The 24,449-nt window shown below is 59.4% G+C and carries 36 protein-coding genes; 20 read left to right on the top strand and 16 right to left on the bottom strand.

Annotated features, from left to right (window positions below; all coding sequences use genetic code 11):
- The first annotated feature begins 50 nt into the window (after nucleotides 1-50).
- The 8 genes from Z946_RS20375 (at nucleotide 51) to Z946_RS20965 (ending at nucleotide 5,134) form a co-directional block, all read left to right on the top strand.
- Entirely contained in the window at nucleotides 51-638 is a 588-nt protein-coding gene (locus Z946_RS20375; protein ID WP_025054249.1) for a hypothetical protein, read from the top strand.
- Between the two features lie 68 nt (nucleotides 639-706).
- Nucleotides 707-1,021, top strand: coding sequence for a hypothetical protein (locus Z946_RS0102930; RefSeq protein ID WP_025054248.1), 315 nt, complete (start codon nucleotides 707-709; stop codon nucleotides 1,019-1,021).
- Nucleotides 1,022-1,112: 91 nt separating this feature from the next.
- The gene (locus Z946_RS0102925) at nucleotides 1,113-1,607 is read left to right on the top strand and encodes a DUF411 domain-containing protein (RefSeq protein WP_025054247.1); all 495 of its coding nucleotides are present in this window, start codon (nucleotides 1,113-1,115) and stop codon (nucleotides 1,605-1,607) included.
- A complete protein-coding gene (locus Z946_RS0102920; RefSeq protein WP_025054246.1) occupies nucleotides 1,604-2,068 on the top strand; it encodes a c-type cytochrome in 465 nt (154 codons plus the stop codon). Before Z946_RS0102925 ends, Z946_RS0102920 begins: the two co-directional genes overlap by 4 nt.
- Nucleotides 2,065-2,409, top strand: a complete 345-nt coding sequence (locus Z946_RS0102915; protein ID WP_025054245.1) for a copper resistance CopC family protein — start codon at nucleotides 2,065-2,067, stop codon at nucleotides 2,407-2,409. Before Z946_RS0102920 ends, Z946_RS0102915 begins: the two co-directional genes overlap by 4 nt.
- Before the next feature lie 3 nt (nucleotides 2,410-2,412).
- Nucleotides 2,413-3,291: a copper resistance D family protein gene (locus Z946_RS0102910; RefSeq protein ID WP_025054244.1), complete on the top strand. Its 879-nt coding sequence runs from the start codon at nucleotides 2,413-2,415 to the stop codon at nucleotides 3,289-3,291.
- A 14-nt stretch (nucleotides 3,292-3,305) separates the two neighbouring features.
- A complete protein-coding gene (locus tag Z946_RS0102905) occupies nucleotides 3,306-4,733 on the top strand; it encodes a multicopper oxidase family protein (RefSeq protein WP_025054243.1) in 1,428 nt (475 codons plus the stop codon).
- Between the two features lie 8 nt (nucleotides 4,734-4,741).
- Entirely contained in the window at nucleotides 4,742-5,134 is a 393-nt protein-coding gene (locus tag Z946_RS20965) for a hypothetical protein (protein WP_152540545.1), read from the top strand.
- A 6-nt stretch (nucleotides 5,135-5,140) separates the two neighbouring features.
- On the opposite strand, the gene Z946_RS0102895 is transcribed toward Z946_RS20965, so the two are convergent.
- Nucleotides 5,141-5,413 (bottom strand): metal-sensitive transcriptional regulator, encoded by a 273-nt coding sequence (locus tag Z946_RS0102895; RefSeq protein WP_025054241.1) that lies wholly within the window; start codon nucleotides 5,411-5,413, stop codon nucleotides 5,141-5,143.
- A 79-nt stretch (nucleotides 5,414-5,492) separates the two neighbouring features.
- Here Z946_RS0102895 and Z946_RS0102890 point away from each other — a divergent pair, with 79 nt between their 5' ends.
- Nucleotides 5,493-6,044, top strand: a complete 552-nt coding sequence (locus tag Z946_RS0102890; protein WP_241461293.1) for a DUF305 domain-containing protein — start codon at nucleotides 5,493-5,495, stop codon at nucleotides 6,042-6,044.
- Nucleotides 6,045-6,061: 17 nt separating this feature from the next.
- A complete protein-coding gene (locus tag Z946_RS0102885) occupies nucleotides 6,062-6,850 on the top strand; it encodes a MauE/DoxX family redox-associated membrane protein (protein ID WP_025054239.1) in 789 nt (262 codons plus the stop codon).
- Nucleotides 6,851-7,265: 415 nt separating this feature from the next.
- Here Z946_RS0102885 and Z946_RS0102880 read toward each other — a convergent pair whose 3' ends face one another.
- Nucleotides 7,266-8,051 (bottom strand): MauE/DoxX family redox-associated membrane protein, encoded by a 786-nt coding sequence (locus Z946_RS0102880; RefSeq protein WP_025054238.1) that lies wholly within the window; start codon nucleotides 8,049-8,051, stop codon nucleotides 7,266-7,268.
- A gap of 153 nt (nucleotides 8,052-8,204) precedes the next feature.
- Here Z946_RS0102880 and Z946_RS0102875 point away from each other — a divergent pair, with 153 nt between their 5' ends.
- Nucleotides 8,205-8,477, top strand: coding sequence for a metal-sensitive transcriptional regulator (locus Z946_RS0102875; protein WP_025054237.1), 273 nt, complete (start codon nucleotides 8,205-8,207; stop codon nucleotides 8,475-8,477).
- Between the two features lie 4 nt (nucleotides 8,478-8,481).
- Here the strand turns inward: Z946_RS0102875 and Z946_RS0102870 are convergent, their stop codons facing one another.
- From Z946_RS0102870 to Z946_RS0102845, 6 genes are all read right to left on the bottom strand, one after another.
- A complete protein-coding gene (locus Z946_RS0102870) occupies nucleotides 8,482-9,360 on the bottom strand; it encodes a CopD family protein (RefSeq protein WP_025054236.1) in 879 nt (292 codons plus the stop codon).
- Nucleotides 9,357-9,701: a copper resistance CopC family protein gene (locus Z946_RS0102865; protein WP_025054235.1), complete on the bottom strand. Its 345-nt coding sequence runs from the start codon at nucleotides 9,699-9,701 to the stop codon at nucleotides 9,357-9,359. The genes Z946_RS0102870 and Z946_RS0102865 overlap by 4 nt, the downstream gene beginning before the upstream one ends.
- A gap of 12 nt (nucleotides 9,702-9,713) precedes the next feature.
- Entirely contained in the window at nucleotides 9,714-10,154 is a 441-nt protein-coding gene (locus Z946_RS0102860) for a c-type cytochrome (protein ID WP_025054234.1), read from the bottom strand.
- 23 nt (nucleotides 10,155-10,177) lie between these two features.
- The gene (locus Z946_RS0102855) at nucleotides 10,178-10,645 is read right to left on the bottom strand and encodes a DUF411 domain-containing protein (protein ID WP_037969029.1); all 468 of its coding nucleotides are present in this window, start codon (nucleotides 10,643-10,645) and stop codon (nucleotides 10,178-10,180) included.
- A 58-nt stretch (nucleotides 10,646-10,703) separates the two neighbouring features.
- On the bottom strand, nucleotides 10,704-11,039 hold the full coding sequence (locus tag Z946_RS0102850; RefSeq protein ID WP_025054232.1) for a hypothetical protein: 336 nt from the start codon (nucleotides 11,037-11,039) through the stop codon (nucleotides 10,704-10,706).
- Nucleotides 11,040-11,103: 64 nt separating this feature from the next.
- Entirely contained in the window at nucleotides 11,104-11,700 is a 597-nt protein-coding gene (locus Z946_RS0102845) for a hypothetical protein (RefSeq protein ID WP_025054231.1), read from the bottom strand.
- 77 nt (nucleotides 11,701-11,777) lie between these two features.
- Between Z946_RS0102845 and Z946_RS0102840 the strand changes: the two genes are divergently transcribed.
- Both Z946_RS0102840 and Z946_RS0102835 read left to right on the top strand, forming a co-directional pair.
- Nucleotides 11,778-12,320: a Crp/Fnr family transcriptional regulator gene (locus Z946_RS0102840; RefSeq protein WP_025054230.1), complete on the top strand. Its 543-nt coding sequence runs from the start codon at nucleotides 11,778-11,780 to the stop codon at nucleotides 12,318-12,320.
- A 126-nt stretch (nucleotides 12,321-12,446) separates the two neighbouring features.
- A complete protein-coding gene (locus Z946_RS0102835; RefSeq protein WP_037969028.1) occupies nucleotides 12,447-12,863 on the top strand; it encodes a GFA family protein in 417 nt (138 codons plus the stop codon).
- A gap of 61 nt (nucleotides 12,864-12,924) precedes the next feature.
- Here the strand turns inward: Z946_RS0102835 and Z946_RS0102830 are convergent, their stop codons facing one another.
- Together Z946_RS0102830 and Z946_RS0102825 are read right to left on the bottom strand one after the other, a co-directional pair.
- Nucleotides 12,925-13,473 (bottom strand): methyltransferase family protein, encoded by a 549-nt coding sequence (locus Z946_RS0102830; protein WP_160170261.1) that lies wholly within the window; start codon nucleotides 13,471-13,473, stop codon nucleotides 12,925-12,927.
- Complete coding sequence (locus tag Z946_RS0102825; protein WP_025054227.1) at nucleotides 13,473-14,108, bottom strand: cation efflux transmembrane domain-containing protein; 636 nt, start codon at nucleotides 14,106-14,108, stop codon at nucleotides 13,473-13,475. Before Z946_RS0102825 ends, Z946_RS0102830 begins: the two co-directional genes overlap by 1 nt.
- A 74-nt stretch (nucleotides 14,109-14,182) precedes the next feature.
- Between Z946_RS0102825 and Z946_RS0102820 the strand changes: the two genes are divergently transcribed.
- Nucleotides 14,183-14,599, top strand: coding sequence for a MerR family transcriptional regulator (locus Z946_RS0102820; RefSeq protein WP_025054226.1), 417 nt, complete (start codon nucleotides 14,183-14,185; stop codon nucleotides 14,597-14,599).
- Between the two features lie 14 nt (nucleotides 14,600-14,613).
- Here Z946_RS0102820 and Z946_RS21770 read toward each other — a convergent pair whose 3' ends face one another.
- Nucleotides 14,614-14,835: a GDCCVxC domain-containing (seleno)protein gene (locus Z946_RS21770; protein ID WP_081780760.1), complete on the bottom strand. Its 222-nt coding sequence runs from the start codon at nucleotides 14,833-14,835 to the stop codon at nucleotides 14,614-14,616.
- Nucleotides 14,811-15,152 carry a mercury resistance system transport protein MerF gene (merF, locus tag Z946_RS21765; RefSeq protein ID WP_241461292.1) on the bottom strand — a complete coding sequence of 114 codons (342 nt, stop codon included), beginning with the start codon at nucleotides 15,150-15,152 and terminating at the stop codon, nucleotides 14,811-14,813. The genes Z946_RS21770 and merF overlap by 25 nt, the downstream gene beginning before the upstream one ends.
- A 293-nt stretch (nucleotides 15,153-15,445) precedes the next feature.
- On the opposite strand from merF, the gene Z946_RS0102810 reads away from it, so the two are divergent.
- Nucleotides 15,446-15,859: a MerR family transcriptional regulator gene (locus Z946_RS0102810; protein WP_025054225.1), complete on the top strand. Its 414-nt coding sequence runs from the start codon at nucleotides 15,446-15,448 to the stop codon at nucleotides 15,857-15,859.
- A 291-nt stretch (nucleotides 15,860-16,150) separates the two neighbouring features.
- On the opposite strand, the gene Z946_RS0102805 is transcribed toward Z946_RS0102810, so the two are convergent.
- Nucleotides 16,151-16,483: a hypothetical protein gene (locus Z946_RS0102805; RefSeq protein WP_025054224.1), complete on the bottom strand. Its 333-nt coding sequence runs from the start codon at nucleotides 16,481-16,483 to the stop codon at nucleotides 16,151-16,153.
- The gene (locus Z946_RS0102800; protein WP_025054223.1) at nucleotides 16,483-16,758 is read right to left on the bottom strand and encodes a hypothetical protein; all 276 of its coding nucleotides are present in this window, start codon (nucleotides 16,756-16,758) and stop codon (nucleotides 16,483-16,485) included. Before Z946_RS0102800 ends, Z946_RS0102805 begins: the two co-directional genes overlap by 1 nt.
- Nucleotides 16,759-17,394: 636 nt before the next feature.
- Between Z946_RS0102800 and Z946_RS0102795 the strand changes: the two genes are divergently transcribed.
- Both Z946_RS0102795 and Z946_RS0102790 read left to right on the top strand, forming a co-directional pair.
- Nucleotides 17,395-18,324, top strand: a complete 930-nt coding sequence (locus Z946_RS0102795) for a DUF2493 domain-containing protein (RefSeq protein ID WP_025054222.1) — start codon at nucleotides 17,395-17,397, stop codon at nucleotides 18,322-18,324.
- A 133-nt stretch (nucleotides 18,325-18,457) separates the two neighbouring features.
- A complete protein-coding gene (locus tag Z946_RS0102790; protein WP_025054221.1) occupies nucleotides 18,458-19,474 on the top strand; it encodes a nucleotidyltransferase family protein in 1,017 nt (338 codons plus the stop codon).
- Between the two features lie 33 nt (nucleotides 19,475-19,507).
- Here the strand turns inward: Z946_RS0102790 and Z946_RS0102785 are convergent, their stop codons facing one another.
- Together Z946_RS0102785 and Z946_RS0102780 are read right to left on the bottom strand one after the other, a co-directional pair.
- Nucleotides 19,508-19,828, bottom strand: coding sequence for a type II toxin-antitoxin system RelE/ParE family toxin (locus tag Z946_RS0102785; RefSeq protein ID WP_025054220.1), 321 nt, complete (start codon nucleotides 19,826-19,828; stop codon nucleotides 19,508-19,510).
- Nucleotides 19,815-20,060 carry a type II toxin-antitoxin system ParD family antitoxin gene (locus Z946_RS0102780; protein WP_025054219.1) on the bottom strand — a complete coding sequence of 82 codons (246 nt, stop codon included), beginning with the start codon at nucleotides 20,058-20,060 and terminating at the stop codon, nucleotides 19,815-19,817. The genes Z946_RS0102785 and Z946_RS0102780 overlap by 14 nt, the downstream gene beginning before the upstream one ends.
- A gap of 700 nt (nucleotides 20,061-20,760) precedes the next feature.
- On the opposite strand from Z946_RS0102780, the gene Z946_RS0102775 reads away from it, so the two are divergent.
- From Z946_RS0102775 to Z946_RS0102765, 3 genes are all read left to right on the top strand, one after another.
- Nucleotides 20,761-20,967 carry a hypothetical protein gene (locus Z946_RS0102775; RefSeq protein WP_007120662.1) on the top strand — a complete coding sequence of 69 codons (207 nt, stop codon included), beginning with the start codon at nucleotides 20,761-20,763 and terminating at the stop codon, nucleotides 20,965-20,967.
- 562 nt (nucleotides 20,968-21,529) lie between these two features.
- A complete protein-coding gene (locus Z946_RS0102770) occupies nucleotides 21,530-22,123 on the top strand; it encodes a helix-turn-helix domain-containing protein (RefSeq protein ID WP_025054218.1) in 594 nt (197 codons plus the stop codon).
- Entirely contained in the window at nucleotides 22,110-24,443 is a 2,334-nt protein-coding gene (locus Z946_RS0102765) for a relaxase/mobilization nuclease domain-containing protein (RefSeq protein WP_025054217.1), read from the top strand. The genes Z946_RS0102770 and Z946_RS0102765 overlap by 14 nt, the downstream gene beginning before the upstream one ends.
- The last annotated feature ends 6 nt before the right edge of the window (nucleotides 24,444-24,449 follow it).

The following is a 24,449-nucleotide window of genomic DNA, read 5'->3' as shown; positions in this document are numbered from 1 at the left end:
CATTCGGACACATCCAGTAGGGTACGATGAAACTCAAGTGAGGAACGGGAATGAAATTGAACGTGATCCTGGCGGCAACGGCCGTTTTGGGCGGCGCGGCCATTGCATTGGCACAAACGATGCACACCGATCATGATGCAGGGATGGATCATGCCGCACATGGTCAGGCTGAAACTGCCGACCGTGGAGTTCTGACCGAACCGGGTCAAGGCGCTTTCGCGGCGCTCTCTGAAGTGGTGCGTGTGCTGGAAGCCGCTGCCGACACGGACTGGTCTCGGGTCGAGCTCGCGGGGCTACGGGCACATCTGGTCGATATGGATCGGCTCGTGTCGGATGCTGTCGTGACGGAAACGGACCTGCCGGACGGGTTGTTGATGATGGCGACCGGCGATTTGGAAACGATTGCCACGCTTCGCCGCATGGTTCCTGCCCATGCCGCGCAGCTCGCACGGGATGATCGCTGGACAGTGGACGCAGCCGAAGTCGAAAACGGCGTCGAGCTGCGCGTTACCAGCGTTGATCCCGGCGTCGTTGCCCGGATCAAGGGATTGGGCTTCTTCGGCCTGATGGCGAGCCAGGATCATCATCGCGAACATCATCTGATGATGGCGTTCGGGGTCGATGCGCACGCGCATTGACGCTCGCGACAGGATGTATCGCGGCTTACGGCTTGCAAACATCCACATACCCCATGTAGGTATGCGGTATGGGTTTGATCCGGCTACTTCTTGTTGTCTTGGTTGCGCTGTCCGCTTCGATCTCCGGGGCGATGGATGCGGGCCATGCGGCTGTCGTGGAGCATAGTCACGTTGCGATGGATGAAGTGGCCGACGATCAGCCGGTCTGCTGTTCGGGAAGCTCTGAGCGCTCCCAGACCTGCCATGCGCTTCCCGCGCTGCTTCCCGGTGCAGGCCACCATAATGACGCCCCCGCGACCTGTGAGGATGTCTTCACCGCCGCACGTCTGATGATGACGGGCATCGAGCCGTCCAGCCTTCTCGATCCTCCGCGCGCGGCGTGATGCCTGCCGCGTCCCCCGTGTCGCGGCCATTTCGTTACAATCACACCTGAACGGGCTCTGCTCGTGCGTATTCCTGTCGAGAGGAAAAGACATGAAACCGATCAAGACACTACTCGCCTTCACCCTTGCCGCCGCCCTTTCGCTTGGCCTCGCCTCCTTCGGCGCGGTTAGTATGGCCCACGCGGATGACCATTCCAGCATCGCCGATCATGGCACGATGCACGTGACCAAAAGCCCGACCTGCGGCTGTTGTGGTGCCTGGGTCGCCTTGGCCCGCGAGGAAGGCTACGACATCGATGTCACGGACACCCGTGATGTCACCAGTGTGAAGCTGGACAACGAAGTGCCCGGCACGATGTGGTCCTGCCATACCGCGATGATCGACGGCTATGTGGTCGAAGGTCATGTGCCGTTCGCCGCCCTTGCGAAACTGCTGGAAGAACGCCCCGAGATTGACGGGATCGCGGTTCCCGGAATGCCCGGCGGATCGCCCGGCATGGGCGATGATCCGACCGCGCGCTATGAAGTGCTGGCCTTCGGTGGCGACGCCGGTGAGGGCGAGGTCTTCTACGAGGCCGGTCTGTGAACCGGACTATCGGGCTCGGTTTGGGGGCAGTGGTTCTTGCAGGAGCCGCTGTCCTCGCCTTCGGGTGGGGCACCTCGGCACCGGCCCAGACCATGCTGATGCCATCCGACCCGGACGTGGTGGCCCTTGGACAGACGGTTTATGCCGAGAACTGCGCCTCATGCCACGGTGCGAACCTCGAAGGTCAGCCTGACTGGCGCTCACCCGGTGCGGACGGACGGCTTCCCGCGCCGCCCCACGATGAGACCGGACATACGTGGCACCATGACGGCGACACGCTGTTCCGGCTAACTAAATACGGCACCGGCGCTCTAATCGGAGATCCTGGCTACGAATCCAACATGCCCATCTATGATGGCGTTCTGACCGACGACGAGATCATCGCCGTGCTCAGCTACATCAAATCGACCTGGCCGCAGGACATCCGCGCACGCCATGACGACATGGAGAACAGACAATGAAGCAGATTATTCTAGCCCTTGTAGCCGCATTGGCGATGGCGACAGCCGCGCTCGCACACTCGAAAGCCGAAGACACGACCCCGGCGGGCGGGGCAACAGTCGAGGCTGTCGAGGTCATCGAGCTGCGGTTCGATGATCCGATGCGTGTCACCGCGATCGCCCTGACCGGCCCTGACGGGGAACTGGACATCACCCGCGAAACCGGCCTCGATCCAGTGACGGAGTTTCGGGCCATGCCGCCCGAAGATATGCCTGCCGGAGCCTACACCGTGGATTGGCGCGGCCTGTCGTCCGACGGCCACCCGATGCAGGGCAGTTTCGACTTTACGGTCGCGGACTGACCGTTGGACGGGCTGGCCCCCATAGACACTTGGACTCTTCTGGCGATCCTTGCGAAATCCGCCGGATATGCGGCGGCGCTAGTCGCTATCGGAGGGCCGCTCTTCGTCGCGATCTTTAGATTTGCGCCGGATGACGTGCTGCGCCTGGCCCGGCAACTCGCCGTAGGGGCGGCGCTACTCGGTCTGGCGGTGTTGGCGCTCCGCTTCGGTATTCGGTCTGCCCGTATTTCCGGCATGGGTTTCGAAGGTGCTGTCGATCCCATGATGCTCGGCCTTGTCTGGGACAGTCCGCTCGGCACGGCGGCGCTCTGGCGCGGGGCGGGTGAACTGCTGATCCTTGCCGTGCTGATCGAGGGGACCATCGGTCTTGCAGCAAGCCTTCTGGGCGCATTGCTGGTGGCAGTGTCCTACACGCTGGTGGGCCATTCCCTTGGCGATCCGCGCTGGCTTCTTGCAGGTCTTGTTGGTGTGCATCTGCTGGCCGGGGCCTTCTGGATCGGCGCTCTGGCACCCTTGCATCGCGCGGCGGGCCGGACCGGGGGCGCTGCCCTGCTTCACCGCTTCGGCAGGATTGCCAGCGGGACCGTCGCGGTCCTCGTTTTCGCTGGCCTGACCTTTGCCTGGCTGATGATCGGATCGTTCAACGGTTTGTTCGGGACCGCCTATGGTTGGACGCTGATTGCCAAGATTGGCGTCGTTACCGCGCTTCTGGGGCTGGCCGCGAAGAACAAGCTCCAGCTCGTGCCTGCTCTCTCTTCCGGCGAGCCTTCTGCCTCTGGCAGGCTGCGCCGCTCGATCCGCATGGAAATCATTGCCGTTGCCCTGATCCTGCTGGCGACAGCCACACTCACCTCGATTACCACGCCCCCGGTGAACCTTTGATTGGAGCCCGTTCGATGACACAACCTTCACGACGTACCTTTCTGACAGGTACCGCTTCACTGGCTGGGGCAGCATTGCTGCCGAAGGCACTGTTCGCGGGGGCGGACCTGCCGGTTCTACGGGCTGCTGAGTCCACAGCGCAGCTCGCCCCAGCCGGATACCCGCGCACGCCGGTCTGGACCTACGCGACAGAAGGCGCAGGAACGGTGCCCGGCCCCGAAATCCGCGTCGCCGCTGGAAGCCGGGTCCAGCACCGGCTGGTCAACGACCTGCCGCAACCGACCGCCGTTCATTGGCACGGTATCCGCATTGAAAATGCGATGGACGGGGCGGCCCCCCTGACGCAAGCACCGGTCCCACCAGGCCAAAGCTTTGACTATGATTTCGTGGCCCCCGCTCCCGGTACATACTGGTATCATGCCCACAATCGCAGCACGGAACAGGTCGCGCGCGGGCTGGCCGGTCCGTTGATTGTGGAAGACCGGGAACCGTGGCTTGGTGAGCCGGGCGCTGCGAGCCGCGAGCTGACGCTGGTTCTCGATGACTGGTTGCTCGATGCGGACGCCGCGATTGTCGAAGACAGGTGGGATGATCTTCATGCCGCTGCCCATGGCGGGCGCATGGGAAATACCGTGACGGTCAATGGCAATGCTTATCCGGAGCTCACCCTGCGACCCGGCGAACGGGTTCGGCTGCGCCTGATCAACACCGCCACGGCGCGGATCATGCAGCTGGATTTGCCAGGGCTGTCACCGCGCCTGATTGCCTTGGACGGGCATCCCGTTCCGCCACGCGCGATGGAAACGATCCTTCTTGGACCGGCTCAACGCGCGGACGTTGTGATTGACGCACCTCTGGACCCGGACTGGCAAACCACGCTTCTGCTTGATCCCGGAAACGATGAGTGGGTGGACATCGCGACTTTCGCCGTTTCCGGTGAATCGCTCACTCCGGCCAAGGCTGACGTAAGACCTCTGCCCGCTTGGCGCACGCTTCCGGCACCAGTTCTTGCCAATCCCCAACGCGAAACGCTGCTGATGGAAGGTGGCGCGATGCGGGGGATGCGCGAGGCTGTCTATCGCGGGGACACCATGGACTTCCGCGAGTTGGCGTCGAATGGTATGGTGTGGGCTTTCAACGGCATCGCGCATGGCATGGATGCGCCGATGTTCCGCGCCGCCTTAGGCAGGACGGTGCATCTGGAAATGACCAACCGCTCCATGTTCCCGCACGCCATCCATCTGCACGGGCATCATTTTGAGGTCTTGCGCCGCAGCGGCGCGTTCAACATGCCGGGCGATGTTCGGGATACGGTTCTGATCGGCGCAGACGAAACGTTGGAAATTGCTTTCGTTGCGGACAATCCCGGCGTCTGGATGCTGCACTGTCACATGCTCTCGCATCAGGCGTCAGGCATGATGGGCTGGTTCGAGGTCGCGTAGTGTTCTGGATGCCGCTTCTGGCCGGAGTCGGTGTCGGTGGTGGGAGAGTTGCGCTTATGGCAATCGGCGGTGTGATGAACCAGCGGGGCACCTGGGCCACGACAATGGTCGCCATCGCGTCCTTCCACGTGGTATTTGCCATCCAGACCGGGAACACATTGGAAATCGTCGTTCATACCGGCCTTGCGGCAGGCTTCGCGGCTCTGGCAATAATCGGCGCGCTCACCTCGTCCTGGATACTAGCCGCAGCTCTGCTCGGGCATGGAATTTTCGATGTGTTCGCCGGATCGGTCGTCGCCAACCCCGCGCCCGGATGGTGGGGGCCGTTCTGCCTCGGGATAGACGTGGTTCTGGCACTGGCGCTCGCCGCGATACTCTGGCGCGGGCGGACGCTAGACTGAGAAAATCTACCGCGATGCTTTCTGCAAAAGCCCGATCAGTTCGTCGAATTTCGCACGCTGTTCCTCAGCATCGCCGCTCGCAATCGCGGATTCGACACAGTGTTCGGCGTGGTTCTCCAAGACCAGTTTTTCTACACCCAGAACGGCCGACCGGATCGCGGCGGTCTGTGCCAGGATATCCATGCAGTAGCGGTCGCTCTCGACCATCTTGGCGACACCGCGCACCTGTCCTTCTAGCCGCGACAGGCGGTCCAGCGTCTTTTCCTTGTTGGCCTTCATACGGCGTCGCTCCTTTTTTGGAACCTTTGGCTGACATTTTGGCAATATACCCCATATGGGTATATTGGAGAGGCAGACAATGGCACATCAGGACAACTCTACAATGGTTTCAGGCAACAAGCATCACGATAGCGGAACGGGCAAGGGCAACGGATATGGCCGGTTCTTCGCCATGATCGGCACCTCGACGGTGGTGATGTATGGCCTGATGTATCTCAACACCTACGCGCTCGATCATATCTTCTTCTCGCAGACACGGATGTGGATGGCGCTTTATATGGGCGGGATGATGGCGATTATCATGCTCGCTTTCATGCTAGGCATGTATTCCAATCGGAAGGCCAACATCGCGATCTTTACGGGCGCGGCGATCGCCTTCGCCGCCGGAATTTATCTCGTTCGGTCGCAGGACACGGTGGGCGATGTGGCATGGATGAAGGCGATGATCCCGCACCACTCCATCGCGATCCTGACCAGCGAAAGGGCGAACATTTCCGATCCGCGCGTGCGTGAACTGGCCAATGCGATCATTGAGGCGCAGCGCAGCGAAATCGAGGAAATGCAGCGATACATCACAGACATTGAAGAAAATGGGGATGCGGCCCCCGGCACACCCCGGACAGAACCCTAAGACAAAGGAAGCCAATAATGCCAAAGGACACTCGCGACGTTGCAGACGTAACGACCGACCCCGCCACCACCGCTACCGGAAAGACCGCCCTTCTCTACCGCATGGCCCTGCCGAACCATCTGTGTCCGGCGGGCCAAAAGGCGCGCTGGCTTCTGAAATCCAAGGGCTATGATGTCGATGATCGCCTGTTCCGCGAACGCCCAGAGGTCGATGCGTTCAAGGAAGAATACGACGTTCCCTCGACACCGCAGGTGTGGATCGAAGGCGAGCGGGTCGGCGGATATGACGCCCTGCGCCAGAAGCTCACCGATTATGATCCCGACGCGACGACCTACACGCCGGTGATCTACCTATTCGCGGTCGCCGCAGCGACAGCACTTGCGCTCTCCATCGGTTTCCTCGGGACGATCTCGTGGCAGACCCTCGGTTGGTTCATCTCCGTCTCGATGATCCTGCTGGGGATGCAAAAGCTCCGCGACATCGAGGGCTTCACGACCATGTTCCTCAACTACGACCTGCTCGCGCGGAAGTGGGTGCCCTATGCCTATGTCTATCCGTGGGTGGAAACCGGCGCGGGCGTTTTGATGACGGGGATGCTGCTGACCCCGCTTGCCGCCCCGGCTGCGCTCTTTATCGCCACAGTGGGTGCAGCCAGCGTGTTCAAGGCCGTCTATATCGACAAGCGAGAATTGAAATGCGCCTGCGTCGGTGGCAACTCGAACGTGCCGCTCGGCTTCGTAAGCCTGACCGAGAACCTGATGATGATGGGTATGGCCATTGTCATGTTAGTGTTGGCGGTTGTGTGAGGCTCATTCGATGAAAATAGACTAACTGCCGAAAGCGTGTTCAGAGGCCTGCCAGACAAAGGTTTTAGCATAAGCGGACGTTCAATCGCCAAAGCCGTAGGTCGGGTTTGTCCCGCAAAGCCGACTTTGGGGACGGGTGCAGTGAAAGTCTCCTTCGAGCCCAGAGCAGACCTTGCTGTAAGTCGCGGCGAAAGTCAGCAAAGAGCCCGACTCAGCCATTATGATTTTGTGCTGCGAGCGCGCGCAGCTAGGAAAATGCGGCATGAGCGAAAAACCTCATGCTGTCGCGCGGCGGGAGAAACCGCCATTCGAGGATGCCGCAGCATGGTTTAGGAGCCGAAATTACAGGTCGCGGGATATTGATGCCGTTCCAGATCTGCATCCTAAGGCCCGCTTTGATTGCTGATCGCTAGTTTTAAATCATCAACCAAAGCATCACGACGGCCATACCAACCATCATCAGGTTCTCGGTGAGGCTGACAAACCCTAGCGGGACGTTGGAGTTTCCTCCGACGCACGCGCATTTCAGCTCGCGTTTGTCGATGTAGACGGCTTTGAAGACGCTGATGGCTCCGATACTCGCAACCAGGAGCGCAGCGGGCGCGGACACCCAGGTCAGGATCATCCCGGTCATGAGGATACCCGCGCCGGTTTCTACGAACGGATAGATATAGGCGTAAGGCACCCATTTTCGCGCGAGTAAATCGTAGTTGAGGAACATCGTGGTAAAGCCTTCGACATCGCGCAGTTTCTGCATACCGAGAAGGATCATCGACACCGAGATGAACCAGCCAAGTGTCTGCCATGTGATTGCTCCGAGAAATCCAATGGAAAGTGCCACTGCGGTAAGCGCTGCAACAGCGAACAAATACAACACAGGTCGATAGGTTGTTGCTGTAGGATCCCAGCCGGTTAGTTTCTCGCGCAGGTCTGTGTAGCCACCAACGCGTTCGCCCTCGATCCAGGCCTGGGGTGTCGTATTGACGTCGTGCTTAGCCTTGAAGGCATCCACTTCGGCGCGGGTTCGGAACAGCCGGTCATCGACGTCATAGCCCTGACGTTCGAGAAGCCAACGCGCCTTTTGCCCGGATGGGCATAGATGATCTGGCAAGGCCATTCGGTAAAGCACAGCAGTTTTGCCAACCGCTTCTTCAGCCGGATTTGTTTCAATTTCAGCAACATCGCGTGCGTCTTTAGGCATTGGCTTCTCCGTTTGCGTGCTTCGTATGCGGGTGCGGTGCTTGCGTTTGAACTGCCTAGGTCTATATACCCCCCTAGGGTATATAATCAAGACCGCGAGATTTAATCCCGTGTTCTCTCGACTTTTTCTCTGCCACCATGCGAAAAGAAGGCCATGCACAACAATCGCGAAGCCACGCTAAAACGTCTCAATCGCCTTGAAGGGCAGGTCCGCGGAATCGCCCGGATGGTCGAAGAAGATCGTTATTGCGTCGATGTCCTGACACAGATCGCGGCAGTCCGCGCGGCGCTCAAAGGCGTCGAAAAGCTCGTGATAGATGATCACGCGTCACACTGCATCGAAGATGCGCTCGCCTCGGGGGACCGAGAGGATCAGCGGGCTAAATTCACTGAATTGCTCGAATTGCTCGACAAGGCGCGCGGCTAAGTCGTTAGAGATTGACGGGTGGTGTCGTTACACTAGTGATCGTTGCGGTTGCCAATAGGATTAGGACCACAGCTAGCATTTCAACTGAAATAGACCGTCGAAGCGCATGTGCCGCGCCAGGTTTCCCAGCGCGCAAAGCAGGGACGAGCCTCACCTTATTGAAGGCCGCAAAGCCCAGAAGTACCGCAACAATCGCGACTTTGAGCAAAAGCCCTAAGCCATAGGCGGTTCCAAATAATGCAGTGACGGAGCCTGAAAGGAGCCAGGAGAGCGCTGTGCCTGCAAGGATCAGAACGGCCACTCCGAAAGCAGCGACATTGCCAAAGTGGTGCAACACGTCAACGCCCGAGGGAGTAAGCGCCGCGCGGCGCAAAGGTATAAGTGCACCGACCCAAAAAGCTGCGGCCAGAATGTGAAGAGCAAGCAAGACAGCAAGAACCATCCTGGGATCACCCAGAGCGTGGCCCACCTGAGCAAAAGATATGGCCACGGCAAGGCTGCCCACCAAAGCAATCCATTGCCCAATACGAGGCACCAAAACCGCCAGTATCGCAAGTTCGCCAAATCCACGCCAAATCGCGGCGGTGCCAAGTGGGCTTTCCCAAACAAACCCGAGCATCATCGGGTCCGTTGCGCCCTCAAATCCCATCCCAGATATGCGGGCGGCACGAATGCCAAAACGTATAGCCAACACAGCCAGGCCAACCAGTACCGCACCGACGGCAAGCTGCCTAGCAAGGCGCAGGACAGACGCCTCGGCGCGCTTCGCAAAGATGAAGGAAAACAAGACGCCCCCAATCGCGAGCAGAACCGCGCCATAGCCAATCGCTTTGGCTACAATGGCCAAGACGGCAAGACCGTCGATTGGGGCCAGTCCGGTCACTCCGCGACCGTGAAGGAGAAGCTACCCTGCATCGGGTGACCGTCTGAGGCCATGCCGCGCCAGTCGAAACGGTAGCTTCCAGGCGCAAGCGCATCCAATGGCACTGCTCGGAATTCCGTTGCTGGTTCCATACCGGTCTCGCGTTCGATTTCGATGTCATCATCGGTTGCAGTCAGCGTGACTGAAATGATGCGCATCGGATCATCGAACCGCATCGAAAGCTCCGAAACTTCCGTGACAGTCGCACCATCAGCAGGTGTCGTTGCTTCGGACTTGGAATGCGCTGCAGCAACCACCGGAGCGGCTGCGACGGCCAAGCCAAGAAGAAATTGTTTGATCATCTGAATTCTCCTTTATTCGGACTGGGAATTGAGTCTGTCGTGATGCTCTCGAATATCACTGGGCCAGGTTGATTTAATGAAGGATAGCACGGCAATGATCTCTTCATCGCTGAGCACTTCTTCATAGACAGGCATACCGGATGGGGGTGCATTCTCCATCAGTCCGGCAAGCCCATATTTGGTCAGGGTGAAGAGCGTTTCATCGTCGTGGTGCCACGTGTGCCCGGTCGCGTCATGCGGCGGTGCTGGTAGCAAACCATCTTCGCCCCGCATCCGCCAGTTCGGTTGCCCTTCGAGGCGCGCCCCGTGGCACGCAGCACATTGAGCCACGTAGATGCCCTGACCAAGGGCGACCACTTCAGCGTCATCGGGTGACAACAGACCGACCCCATCGGAGGGTTGGGCCATGACAAAGGCGGCGGCGAAACCGGCGAGCGCGAGCCCGCCGGTCATAAGAACTGCCTTGCGACTTGCCATCACGTGTCGAAGGGCTGTGCTGTACCAGCTCGGTAGTACACCGTTCCGGTGCCCGCCTCTCCGCCAAATGCAATGACGTCGTAACGGGCGGACGGATCATCTCCCATGCCGGGGGAACCCATCGGCATGCCCGGAACGGCAAGCCCGGTGACGTCTGGGCGATCCTGCAGGACTGCTTCCAATGCTTCAAACGGAACATGCCCTTCGAAGACATATCCATCCGCTTCAATGGTGTGACAGGATGCCAGTTCAAGCGGTATGCCGCGTTCTGACTTCTGCGCCTCGGGGTCGGTCAGCTCTGCGACAGTGACAGCGTAGCCGCGTGCGCGGGCCAAATCGGCCCATGCGTGACAGCATCCGCACCCGGGAGAGGCGAGAACGTGCATAGGCGTACCTGCGCGCGCAGGAAGAGCGGCCACGACAAGAGCCGCTGCGGAAAGATTAGTGAAGTGACGACGTGTGATCATGTCTGTCGGTCCTTTGATTTGAAAGTTGAATGGATTGCGGACAAGCGCCCGTTGCCGTTCAAACTTTCGGAGGACCGGTCGGAACAGCCCGTGTTAGGTTCGAGAACTCGAAATCAGCATAAAGCACACCAATGACCATTTCGCGTGAGGGACTAACTGGCAAAATCGCCGTCGTGACTACAAGATCACCAAAACAGGGCGTTGATCCCATGCCGCCCGTGGTATCACAGCAGTCCGCAAGCGCCTTCTCTGCATCAGCCACCGGATCGTTTTCTGTCATTTCGGCGTGGTGGTCAGCGTGATCCGATCCATAGTTCAAGCCATGCATAACAGACGCGGTGGAAGCACCGGCGAACGCAACAACAAGAATGATCGACAGCACTAAGCGAAACATACCAAATACCTACTGGGGGTATATGGTTTTGACAAGTCACGAGGATGTGTCGCCGTTGGACAACCTAGTTGCACCCATTATGGTTGCGCCACATCTCCGGATCATGCCCGTCAGGAACGGCGTCACATGGATCATCTGAGTAGCCGCGCAGCACCGAATACTGGGTCACTTGAGTGTCAGTCAGCAATGGCAAAGTCAGCAGGTGCGCGTTGAGGTGAACCAGGCGTAAGTTTGCCCGCGCCTCACCTGCCTCCACGACGAGCCGCTCAAGTGTCCCTGCATCCGGCGCACCAAGTTGAAAAGCTTCGTCCAGCGATTGTTCCGCCGCGACGAACCGCTCCCCAGCAGTTATGGCGTCTGCCCGCATCTGCGCCCGGATCACCTCGATGTCGTGGCGCTGCTGTTCGGTCAGACCGATTTCATCGGCAAGCTCAAGGAGATGCGTTGGCCCGGGAACGCCATTCAGCTCGGCGGCGCGTGCAAGACCCCAACCGCCGCCACGTGCGATCTCTTCCAAGTCGTCCTCGGAAAGGGATTTGATAAGGCGCGTTTCTTGCCCTGCATAGTCCGATGGGGCTGAGCCGTGGTTTCCAGAGTGGTTTTGAGCAAAGGCAAAGGTGGGCAAGAACAGCATGAGAAATGCGAAGCGCTTGGTTGTCATGTTTGATATCCTTGTTTGATCCGGTATTTGCGCAAAGACATTGCATATGATGAGCAACATGAAACATGATATAAATCATGTTAGATCATTGGCTCACATCATTCGAAGGCGCATCTGTTCGAACACTAGACGCAGGCGCGTATCTTTTTCGGCGTAACGATAAGGTTGAAATGGCTTTCCTTGTAAGAGAGGGCCAGGTGCTTCTTCGGCGAGCTCTGAAAGATGGCGGGCTTCTCACGTTGCACATTGCCAACGCGGGCGATCTGGTCGCTGAAGCGTCCTTGTTTGCAGATCAGTATCACTGCGATGCGGTGACGGATCGGACGACAAAGTTTTCGGCCATACCTAAGGCGCAGCTTTTGAAGGACCTTGAGAACGGTTCTTGGGGGGGAAATCTATCGGTAAGAGCATTTGAGCGAACGACCAGAGAACTTCAGGCACTGCGGACGCGCATTGAGATCATGCGTTTGCGAAAGGTAACAGATCGGCTGGATGCCTATCTCGAACTTAATGGACCTCCAAAAGAAGGCCGTTGGGTACACGTCTCCGATTGGATTGGGGTGACGCCACCCGCTCTTTACCGCGAGCTTGCGAAGCGTCGACGGGATAATTTGGCATGAGCCTAGACGCAAATACCCTTGTTCAGATAGCAGACTTTCTGTGCCCGATAGCAACCAGATAGGTTCAGACTTTAGGTGCTTGCGAAGTCGGTTCTCCTCCATAAAATGAACTAGAGAGGAAAGATAATGTTGCCTGAGCAATTTTCCGGTGGGTGCTCGTGTGGAGCAGTCCGATACAAATCCGAAGGTGTTGCCCGCTACATGGGTAACTGCCATTGCCGCGATTGCCAGCAGGCCACTGGAAGTGCCTATTTTCCAGCTGTGCTGGTGAAACAAACTGATTTCAGTTTAGAGAAAGGTGAACCAAAGTGGTTCGAGCGCCAAGCTGATCGCGGCCATGCAATGCTTCGCGGTTTCTGCGCTGAATGTGGATCACCGCTGTTTCTGATCAACCAGGCAAGCGAAGGAGCAATGATCCTGTTCGCGGGTAGTTTGGATGATCCGAGTTGGTACCAGCCAAGCCGTGACATTTACGTGAAGAGCGCACAGCCTTGGGATCAAATGGACCCCAGTCTTCCGAAAGCTGATGGAATGCCTACCTAGCTTTTTAGTATTGTTACATTTTTGGTGTCAGTCGCAATCCGACCTTGGCTCGTTGCGTACCTCAGAAGAACCTCCCCACACGTGACGCGTACTGTTCGAACGCGCTTCCGTATTGATCCTTGAGCCAAGGCTCCTCGGAAAATGGCGCTGCAATAAGCACCACTATTCCAGCCAGTCCTACGACTATAGCCCAAGGCGCTGCTGACAAGATCATCCAGCCAAATACGATGCCAATGTCAGCCATGTACTGCGGGTTCCGCGAGTAGCCATACATGCCTTCTGTGCGAAGGGTCCCTTTGGCTCCACCAGTCTGCCGCACCCCGAAGTGTGAGACTTCCATCCACACGACGATATTGCCGATCAGGATGAGAGGCAGGCCGACGCCAAACCGCAACCAACTCGGTATGGCCAGATCAGCCCACCCCCAAATACCCAGCAGGATGAGAACCCCGAACAGCGTGAATGTTGGCACCCAGACAAAGAAAGGCGTGAGTGTCGTGTATCGTCTTGGCGGCCATATCCGCCGCTCAGGAAAGGCGATCGACCAGAGGATTGCTGCAAGGGTCATAGCGGTAACCGCCAGACCCAGAAAAATGAGAAATCCCTGCATCATGCCTCCGCGTGTTCGTGGTCGATTATTTCCCGTCGTTCTGCGAGGGCTTGCCGCACGATCTGGAAAGCCGATGATAGAAACAGCCCCGCCATGATTGTTGCAACGATCAGGTCAGGCCAACCCGTTGCAGTGCCCCAGACGCCCAAGGCGGCGAACATGACGGCGACGTTGCCGATGGCGTCATTGCGAGAGCATAGCCAGACAGATCGCACATTGGCGTCACCGTCTTTGTAGCGCGCCAGCAAGACCACACTGGCAAGGTTTGTGAGCAATGCCAGAAAGCCAACAACACCCATGATCTCGGCTGTGGGAACCCCGACATAAAAGATGCGGTAGCCGGTCGATCCGAATACCCAAAGTCCCATCAGCAACAGGCTAAAACCCTTGAAAAGTGCGGCATTGGTACGGGCGCGAAGAGAGGCACCAATGACGGCCAGAGAAATGCCATAGGTCATTGCATCACCCGCAAAGTCGAGAGCGTCGGCTTGCAACGCCTGTGACTTCGCCAGATGGCCAGCCGTCATTTCAACTGCGAACATCGTCGCGTTCAATGCAATGACGATCCAAAGCCTTCGCTTGTAATCGTCTGATACGCCGTCAAATTTGGTGTCGTGTCCGCAGCAACCTGACATGGGTGAATCCTCTTTCATCTTACGTTGGTGATAGTGTAATGTCTCTAGTGACTAGAGGTTCAAGAGGTTTCTTCATGTTTTCTATCGGCGAGCTTTCAAAACGCACAAAGGTCAAGGTTCCAACCATTCGTTACTATGAAGAAATGGGACTTTTGGCAGAGGCCGAGCGCACAAGTGGCAACCAAAGACGCTACGATAAGGAAGGATTGGAACGACTGAGTTTCATTCGTCACGCTCGTGATCTGGGATTTTCGATTGAGGCTATTCTGTCCCTCATCGAGCTCCAGGAACACCCGGATCGTTCTTGCCAAGCTGCTACGGAGATTGCGACATCGCAGCTCACGGATGTGCGCGCCAAAATCAAACGGTTGCGCGCTTTGGAGAAAGAACTCGTTCGAATGTCCAAGGGATGTGAAGGTGATGGCGTAGCCGAGGATTGTTATGTTCTGGCGTCACTCGCTGATCATAAGCTTTGCAGGCGCGAGCATTGATATGAACAACGCTCTTAGCAGCAGGATTTGCCTTCTTGGATAGGTGGACATGGAACCGTTGCGTAAGAACAGTAGACGCAGCAATCCCCCTCTAGCGGTTTCATGACGGTCTGACATGACTTGCATTCATAAAACCACTGGCAGGCATCGGTCGGCATAGTCTCGGTTTCAACGTGCCCGCAAGATGGACAGGTGAGAGTCGATTGCAGCACTACTTTTGCGTCTTCTGTCGCCATATCGCGCACCCCGTGAGTATGAGAAATCCTGCCAATATCGGCAGCAAGAAAGCATCGCTGTAGACGACACCAAGTAAGCCCGTCAGACCAAGCGCGGTCAGCGCGACCGGCAGCAACGGCGTGAAGCAACAGAGCGCGGCCAAGATCGTGCCACCCACCCCGAGCGCCAGGAGTTTGTTCTTCATCGAGTCGATCTCCACAAATCCCACATAAAACGTTGCGCTGACGCCTCCCAGAGCGGCGAAGACAGCGCGATCAAAAAGGCGATAGATGCAAGTGACGTCCAGATAATTGCAGACCGCCTGCGCGTTGAGCATGGCTTGCGCCGCAGCACCCGATACCAAGCCCAAACGAGGGCAATCGCGACACCTGCAAGAATGAACCCTCGATAAGCGATGAATGGCCCAAGCATGGTGAGCCATGCACCGCCAAGGCCCAGTATCGAAAGGCCGATAGGCAAAACGCAACATGACGCCGACAACAGCGCCAAAAGCGCAGCGAAGGGCATCAATAGGCGGGCAGCGATGCCGGTGTCCGCCAAGGGTTGTTGATTTGCATTCATGTCCATTTTACTTTTCTACTTCCTGTAGCCACTATAGGAGCAAGCGAAATGTTCACCATCGGCAAAGCGTCAGAACAAAGCGGCGTGAACATCGAAACGATCCGATACTATGAACGAGAGGGTGTTGTTCCGAAACCGGGGCGCTCGGCAGGAGGGCGTCGGCTGTACTCGTCAGATGAAATCGCCAAACTCAGGTTCGTGCGCCGGTGTCGCGATTTGGGCTTCCCGATCTCGATTATTCAGACCTTTCTATCTCTGACCGAGCAGAGTGACCGATCCTGTGGCGAGGTGAAAGCAATGGCTGAGAACCATCTGGGTGAGATCACCGCCAAGATTGAGAACTTAGTGCGCCTCCAAGACGCGCTCTTGAGCCTTTCCAAGAACTGCGACGATGGCTCTGCGGCTTGTCCTATGTTGGACGCTTTGATGAAGGATGGCTTTGGCGGCAGCCTACACGAGTAAAGCAGCCGTTAGCTTGAGTTTCGCGAACGGTATCTCTGTCCCATTATCTTTCATATTGGCGAAGCGTACGGCGAAAGTTCGGTCTTGGCTCAGGCACAATCGGGGCCTCTGATCGACCGGTATGGCGACATCAGCTGCGACACAGCGATGAACGCGCCGCGCGTGCGAACTAATGCTGCTTCAGCAACAGCCGCGCCTGCATAAGTCCGGTTTGTCCCGCATCCTACCAGTTCGCGCACGGCGCAGCGAAGGTCCGGTCTACAACTTCTCCGTCACTCCATGGCTCTAAGGCTAGTCAGTGAACACCTGTCTCGCTGACGCCAGTCGCATCCAATCCCGGCCGCCGAACGCGACAAGAGCGAGATAAATCTGCCCGGCGTCTACATCCGGTTTGAATACGATGGTCAGTCGCTGACCGGCGCCGCCATGGCGCACGAGCCATCCATCCAGTTTGTCGTTCAGCCTGACACCTGAATTTGGATTTGAGGCAATCGCTTCTAAGAGCGCGTCTACTTCATCCAGGCGACGGCTCGCGGCTGCAACGTCACCATCGGTCACCTCAACAATATGATCAACGATACCGATAAGGTCACGTTCGAAGAACGGATGCCTGATAAATCGCATCAGGTCTTTTTGGCCATCGCGGCAAGATGGGCCCGTGCGCTGGCCGTGACGTCGGACGCTTCGCCGACGGGTTCCCATTGGTCGAGTGGAAGAGACAGGCGGCGTTCCAATTCTGCTTCGAGCAAAGTTCGTTCGCGATCTCGCTCTGCCTTGGCCTTCGCCAATTCACCCGAAACAGCCGCGCTCATATTTGGGTACTCTCCAGCTTCGACCAGTTCCTTGGCAAATGTGTAGGCCGTGTCGGTGAAACTGACGGATTGCTTTTGAACGCTCATAGTAGCTCCTCTGGTGCTCCAACAGACTACCATCGCCAGTCTTCCTTTTCAATTGCTTTCAGGGGCAGGTGGTCGGACGTATCTTGAAGCCGACGTGCCCGGCCTCCCCAGCTCGCCAGCCATGTCGCAGGGGAGAACGGCCCTTCGGTCCGTCGCGCATTCGGCCATGCGGCCTCACCGCGGCGTCGCACCTAGGCCCCCGGTTTGCCCGCCTCGCGAGCACGTCCCTCCCCGGCCGCTCCGCCGGATTGCGCTCTGGTCTGTTTTGGCCCGAGGCCAAAACGATCCCGTCGCTCCATCCGTCTCCCGCGTCCGGTCGGGCTGTTTGCCTGCTCGGGTCGGGCAAACCTACCGTCAAAACACACACACATGAGTGCGGAAGCATATCCTCCGGATGGCCCCCAAATCAGCCCGCGTCAAGGATCGCAAAACTTTTCGGCGAGGGCGGGGCATGTTGCGCGGGATGGTCCCGTGCGTGAGGGTGCGCGTGTCTCGGGTGTCGCGCGCGGAAAACTTTTGCCCCCGGGCAAGCCGGCGGCTGCGCCGTCCCTGACCCGGCCAGATTCGGAAACCAGGCATTCGGCCATGCCACCACACTCACGTGGTGGTCGAACAACCGAACACTGGAGAACAGACATGGCTTACGACAATGCGAACACTTACGAGACCATCGAGCTTTTCGGACTGACCGAGAAGGACGCACAACTCCCGATCCCCGAGGATCACATCCTGACCGACCACATCATCCGCGAGAGCTTCGAGGCTCTGCTCGGTCAATTGCGAAATACCGGGCTCGAGGCGGAAATCGAACCGCTGGCGTACGGGCTCGCCACCATCCTGCAGCGCCGCAAGGTGGCGCTTGGCAAGGAGGTCGACCGCACCGCCGACAAGATCGGTGCGCTGGCAAAATCCCACGACGGATCAGAGATCGCCGAGACCGCGCTCGAAGAAGCGCAGGCGCGCTTTCTGCAGCTGCGCGAGATTGTCAGCGCCATCGAGGTGATGAGCGAGGCAGCGGCGGAATGCTACGAGATCGAGACGGGTCACGCCTTCATCCCGGCAGCCGGCTCGCGCGCGAGCGTCCGGGCGCAGGAGACCGGCGCGGTCTTCGAGGCGCGGCAGCTCCTCGAGCAGCACGACCGCGAGACTGCCGAGAAATCGAAAGTCGAGGGGGTGCCCCTGATCGTCTCAGGCGCCACCGACTGGACCGATGTCGATGTGATCTTCAACACGCTCGACAAGGTTCGCGAACGGATCAAGCAGAACCGCAACCAGGAGATCTTCCTCTGCCACAAGGGTGGCAAGCACGGGGCGGAGATGATCGCGGCTCGGTGGGCCCGGGCACGCGGGATAGCACAGGCGCGCTTCGATCCGCGCTGGTCCGCGCACGGGCGGGCGGCACCGTTCAAGTGCAACGACGAAATGCTGGACGACAAGTTCGCCGCGACGGGGGTTGTCCTCTTCGGCGGCAACGGGGTCGCGCTGAACCTCGGGCAGAAGGCGGAAGCGAAAGGCCTGACGGTCATGCGGGTTGCGGACCCGGCGAAGAAGACTGCGCAGGATTGAAGAAAGGGGGTCGCCTCCGGGTGGCCCTTTCGTCGCTCCTCATGGACGTGGTGGTGTCCTCACGTCCTTTTGCCTAGCAATTTTATCTTTTGATAGGTATATGCGTGCCAAGCAAAACTTTGAAATGATTGGCATGACCCCACTTAGCAGCATCGCGATGAGCGCTTACACCGATCTGGTGCGCCTTCTGAAAGACGACGCCCTATCCGGCGTGGAAGGCAAACCAACGCTCAAGGAGCGCGGCGACAAGGCCTATTGGTACGCCGCGCGACGCGTCGGAACGGAGATGCGCTTCATCTATATCGGCGAAGACAGCTACGAGACGCGTGCACGTATCGACCGGATTGAAGAGCTGCGCGCGACCGCCAAGGATCGGCAGGCAGAACGGTCGCGGCTCGTTCGCCTCCTGCGCGCCGAAGGCATGACCCCCACCGACCGGGCCACCGGGTCCATCCTGTCGGCGATGGCGGCGGCCGGGACTTTCCGTTTGGGTGGCACCATCGTCGGGACAAACGCGTTCCGGCTCTATGAGGGCGAGCTAGGTGTTCGTTTGCCCTTGGGCGGCATGGCTAATACCGGCGACATCGACATCGCCCAGTTCGAAAAGCTCAGTGTGGCGCTGCAGGATCAGGTTGACCCTGGTCTCGCCGAGACCTTCTCGGCGCTCAAATTTGATCCCTTACCGGCTCTTGACCAAGGCCGGACCTGGCGATGGGCGCAAGGCGGCAGTGGCCAGTTGGTCGAGTTTCTAACACCGGCATTCGGAGATGAGACCATCCGTGATCTGCCAGCATTGGGCGTGAACGCCCAAGGATTGAACTATCTCAACTTCCTGATTGCCGAACCGATTCATGCGGCGGCGATCTATCGATCCGGCATACTCGTGCAGGTCCCGCGCCCGGAGCGCTATGCGATCCACAAACTGATCATTGCGGATCGGCGGCGGGACGGGGAGGGGAGCCTAAAGTCGGCCAAGGATCGAGAGCAAGCAGCCTTCCTGATCGAAGCGATGGCCGAGGACCGCCCTGATGATCTGGCCCGCGCCTATGCCGCTGCTCTGGAGGTTGGCCCACGCTGGCGGGAGCACATCGGAAACTCGCTGAAGCGGATGCCGGGGACAAAGGCGATCCTCGAGAGCTTGGGCGCATAATGGTGGAGGCGAGGACATACAGGATCCACCCTGCTATTGATCTGCCGCTCTCAAGATCACGTGCCAATCCTGCCCGGCTCCCAGGACGCGTAAGATGATCAACTGATCTTGCTCAACCCGATAAATGATCAGATGCTCAGCGCTGGGATGGATGCGGACAGGTGGATCGAACTCTGGGCGCTCGCGTGCCATCTCCGGCATGAAGAGTAACCGATCGAAGGTATCTTCCAGGATGTCGGTGTAGCGGTCGGCCTGCGCCATCGACCATGTTTGTGCTGTGTAAAACCAGATGTCTTCCAGATCTCGCTGGGCGGCGGGTGTCAGCCGGTAGGCGGTGAGATTACTTGCGGGCATGCTTCTCCCGCATCCGCGCCTTGAACGTCTTGAAGTCGAATGGCTCGGGGTCGCCGCTCTTGAGGCCTTCATCGATCGCTTGCTGCAAAGCATCGATCGCTTGCGCGCGCTCCTGGTCACGGCGGATAAGGTGACGCACATAATCACTCGTATTGCTGAAGCTGCCATCCTTCAGTCGTGCTTCAACCCAGGTCTTCATCGGATCGGGGAGAGAAACATTCATCGTCGCCATAGCAGTCCTCCTTCATTGACCCAAGATATCATCACCTGCCATATCTTGTCAAAGAAGTTGGCAATATTTGCCATGATCTTGACTACCGTCAACTTCGTGCGCGTCACATGGTGGGCCCTTCGGGGGTTCGAGCAGCCATGTGAGGTAGTCCTGATCAGAAGGTGGGTCGGGGTCGCGCTTGGCGCGGCCCTTTCGTCATGTCTCATGGTGCGTGCAATCGGTCACGCGTGATCGGCAGTCTGCGGCGGCCAGCACCGTTATCCCTTTACCCAGTCCGTCAGAGTGCGGCCCATCCGCATCGGTGCGGGCTGGGGATGGTGCGCACCTCAGACACATCGTCCGCAGCGCAAGACGCGAGGGGTCGAGACATCGCACATGAGGCTGAAGAGCTGCACGTCCCTCGGGGCGTGTTTCGGAACATCGCATCCACGCGGGCGGGCATCATCAGCACCCCGGCCAGGTTCGGCAGGACGTGGACGCGGATGGTGGCGACTGCGTGATGGCACAGGTCAATCGGGTCCCTCCTTTTTGCTATGCATGTGGATCGCACGGGGTCGGCCCGTTCGTGCCCTCAGCTCACGCTTCGGCAAGCACAAATACGGCTTCCACGGCGGAGCCGCGGACCCTCCGCATTTGCGCTTGCGACCGTGCCTCTTGCCCCCGTGCCGGGTGATCCCCATCGCAACAAGGAGTAACCCAAATGACCAACCACTACGTCGCCACCGTCCCCGTCAAGTTCACCGATACCGATGGCCAGGAGCGCACCCGTTTTCAGCGCGTGGGTGCGATGTTCCGCAACACCCGCAACGGGGATGGCTCGGAGTTCTTCAGCCTCAAGCTCGACTTTCCGGTCGCGGTCTCGGAGCTGGTGATGTTCCCGCCGAGCGCGAAGGACCCTCAGGACTGAATCCTCTGATGAAGATGGGCCGCCCCGAGACGATCTCGAGGCGGCCTGATCCCGGTTCCAGGGATGCCGGGTCCGGCGGTTAGATCGCCCGAGGCGACCTCACGAAGCCGCCGGTCGCTGCGTATTGAACGGACGCACTTCCCCCGGAATGATCAGGCCGCGACAGACCGGCCAGTCAGCCTCAAGGGGGCCATCCGCAAAAACCTATCGGCCAGGGCCTCCCGGTTTTTGCGGCAGAGATTTGGCGGAGCCAAATCTGGCCCTCCTTGACCCTGCCTGTCCGCCCTGTCGGTGGGGTTTGCGCCCGCCCGCGGTTCCGTCCGAACACGTGCGTGTTCGGCCAGACCCTCGGGCGCTGCTGGGGAAGGGGACCCATTGGACAGGTGGGTCGCCCGGTGGTGAGGGCGGCAGGCCCGCGCCCCTGCGGGCCGCGGGGGAAGCGGACACCAAGGCTGCCTGGGACTGAATGCACCGTAAATATATAATTGACAGCTTAGTATATTATCGTAAGGTAGGGGCAGCCTTGGTGGAAGGTGGCAGGAAATAGGGGGTCTTTCTTCGCATGTCGCGCTCAAAACGTCTCTCAGATGCGGACCGCATGGAGATCGTTCGCGAGGCTGCGGAAGGCGTTTCCACTTCGGTGCTTGCTGAGCGGTTTGGCGTGTCTCCGCGGGCGATCCAGTACACGCTCAAAGCCGATGCGGAGCGCCAGACAGATGCCGCAATTCCGGTCTCGGCGGTCAGTGTGAAGGTCACGGCTGCGGAGCTTGCGGCGCTCGACGCGGTGTTGGCGAAGGCCGGGATCGAGAGCCGGGCCGAGGGGCTTCGGCGGCTCATCCAGGCGGCAGGCGGGGTGTTCGTTCCGGACGCGCAGATGGCAGCAGAGATGGCGCGCTACCGCGCTTCTCTGCACGAGGTCGGGAATGGGGTCGGGCAGATCGCCAAGCAGATGACGCGGGCCAACCGGATGGGGCACGCGGCCGTGGCGCGCGCGAATGCCGAGTTCACCGAATTGCGCCTTGCGCAGATGCGGGGGCTGGCGCGGTTCATTCTGGATTCCGCCGACGAGATCGACCTGCTCCTGCGCCGCCGTCGGGATGCGATGCAGCTCGAGGCTACGGCCGCGCTGAAGGAGTTTGCCCATGCGGCTGAATGATGCAGTCGACGCCGTCACCGGCGAGGTGTTCCGGGATGGCTGGAGCCGCATCCGAGGCTCGATGCAGGGGCTGCATGTCGCCAAGCAGAGCCAGCTTGTGCGCGCGGCAGCCGGGCACCGTCCGGCGGTCTTCAAGGCGATCCGGGGCGGGGGGACGCATACCAAATCGCAGCTGATGAACCAGCTCGAGTACCTCACCACCAAGTCCACCCATATCGTGGACAGTAGCGGGTTTCTGGATGGCAAGGCGAGGCTTGAGGCGAAGGACATCAAGGACCTCACCGAGCGCTTTGCCAAACGGTGGGATGCGGGCTTCAAACCCAAGCTTGGTCAGACCACCCACATGCTCATGTCCTTCCCCATCGGCACCCGCGGCGAGGATGTGCGCGACATTGCGACGGATGTGGCCGAGCGGTTCTTCCAGACCGATGAGGGGCATTTCGATTACATCATTGCTGTGCACGAGGACCGCGATCATCCCCATGCGCATCTGGTGCTGAACCGCCGCTCGCAGGAAGGCGAGTTCTTTTTCCTCGGTCGCAACCACCGCTTCAATTATGACGACTTCCGCCTCGCCATGGTCGAGGAGGCGGAAAAGTATGGCGTGCGCCTTGAGGCCACGCGCCGCGTCGATCGCGGTGTCGTGCATTACCCCGCCCGAGCTAGCGAGGTCTACGCCGCGAAAGAAGAGGGTCGCGCGCCACGCGAGCGGGAACGTGTGGGGGCCGACCTGACCCGGACGCTCGCGGAGATCGCCAACACCAGGACCGTCTACCATTCGCTTGCCGCGGAAGCCTCGCGGGAGGCTCGCGAGGATATTGCGGCAGCCCTCTTCCGCGCGGGCGAGGTGCTCGCGCATGGCGGGCAGGTGGACCGAACAGGAGATGTCTATATGGCCGAGGATCAGAGTTTCGAGGATCTGAGAAGCCTCTATGCGGAGAAGCTTGCGCGGGTGCAGGGCATGGTCGCCGAGAAGTCTGACGCGGAACGTCCCGTGCTGGAAAAGCGCCTCATCGAGATCCAGGCGCAGGTCCAGCACATGCAGCCTCTCGGATTGCGTTCGAGCACGTTGTCTGAGGCGCCGTCGAAAGGCGGGGTCTACTCCGACGCAAACATCCAAGAGAACCAATTGGAGCGCCTCACTGAGCCGCGCCTGCGCTCACGGATCGACGCTGCTCTGCGGGGCACGGGTATCAGCACATCGGAAGTGGTGGCCCGGATCGAGACTGGGGCCTCCAATGCTGCGCTGGAGCATCAATGGATCGCTGATGATCTCTCCAAGGTGGCCGAGGCGCGCGATCTGAACCTCGAACGCCGCGCCGATCTGGAACAGGCGCGCGTCATTCTCAACGATGTGCATGTGGAGCTTGGCACGCTGTTGGAGCGAGAGAACGTGCCGCGCCGGGATGGGGTCATGGAAGCGGAAGCGGTCAGCGAGCGGTTCCATTATCACGAGGACGCCGTGCGGGCGATGGAAGGGACAATCCGTCAGGAGATGCGCGCAGACGGCCTGACCGCGCAGCAGATAGAGGACCGGGATTGGGAGGTGGTCTCACGGGCGGAGCGCCGGATTGAGACGGAGCAGCGCACGTATCTCGAAGCACACCCGGGCCTGCTCGCACGCCCCGGCGATGTGATTAACCGGTCTGAGCCCTACAGGGAGACCATCACCGAAGCGACCCGCGCCAGCGAGATCACCCGCGAGGTCGACCGGATCATGGAAGGACGCGACCTCCGCACGCCCATTGCGGATGCTGTCACGGATGATTTGCGCGCGCGCTACCCGGACATGCCGTCCCACCTCGCCCGTGGGCTCGGTGCGACCTATGCGGCCGTCGTCGAGATCCGGGACACAGAGGCTATCAATCAGGTCCGCCGTGAAACCGAGATGCGCGACGGGCTTGGGGTTGGCACGCGCGACGACATCCTCGCGGCCCGCGATGAAACTGCACCGCAGTCTGACCGTACCGACCGTCTCGCAGACGAAATCGCGCGTGTCTTGGACCATGAGCGGGCGGGGAAGTTGTCCGCGCCTTTCGAGACCGAGGCGGAGCGGGACGCATTTCGCGACGAGATCGCGCGGGTGCTGGACGTTCGCCAACTCGACCGGCTCACATCTGGCGATGCCGATGCGCTGGAGAAGGTTCTCGAGGACCGCCTCGACCGGCTCTATGTCGCCAAAGTCTATCTGCAATCCGATGCCGCGACGGCCAACACGGAGGCCTTGCGCCAGGTGGTCGATGATCTTGCCGACACCGAATATGAAAAACACCGCGCGACAGACGTGGATGGCGAGATCGAGCGGGGTCAGGTCCATTGAACGCGT

Source organism: Sulfitobacter noctilucicola, from assembly GCF_000622385.1.
GTDB classification, from domain to species: domain Bacteria; phylum Pseudomonadota; class Alphaproteobacteria; order Rhodobacterales; family Rhodobacteraceae; genus Sulfitobacter; species Sulfitobacter noctilucicola.
The sequence above is the reverse complement of the archived record's forward strand: the minus strand, read 5'-3'. Positions and strand labels throughout refer to the sequence as shown.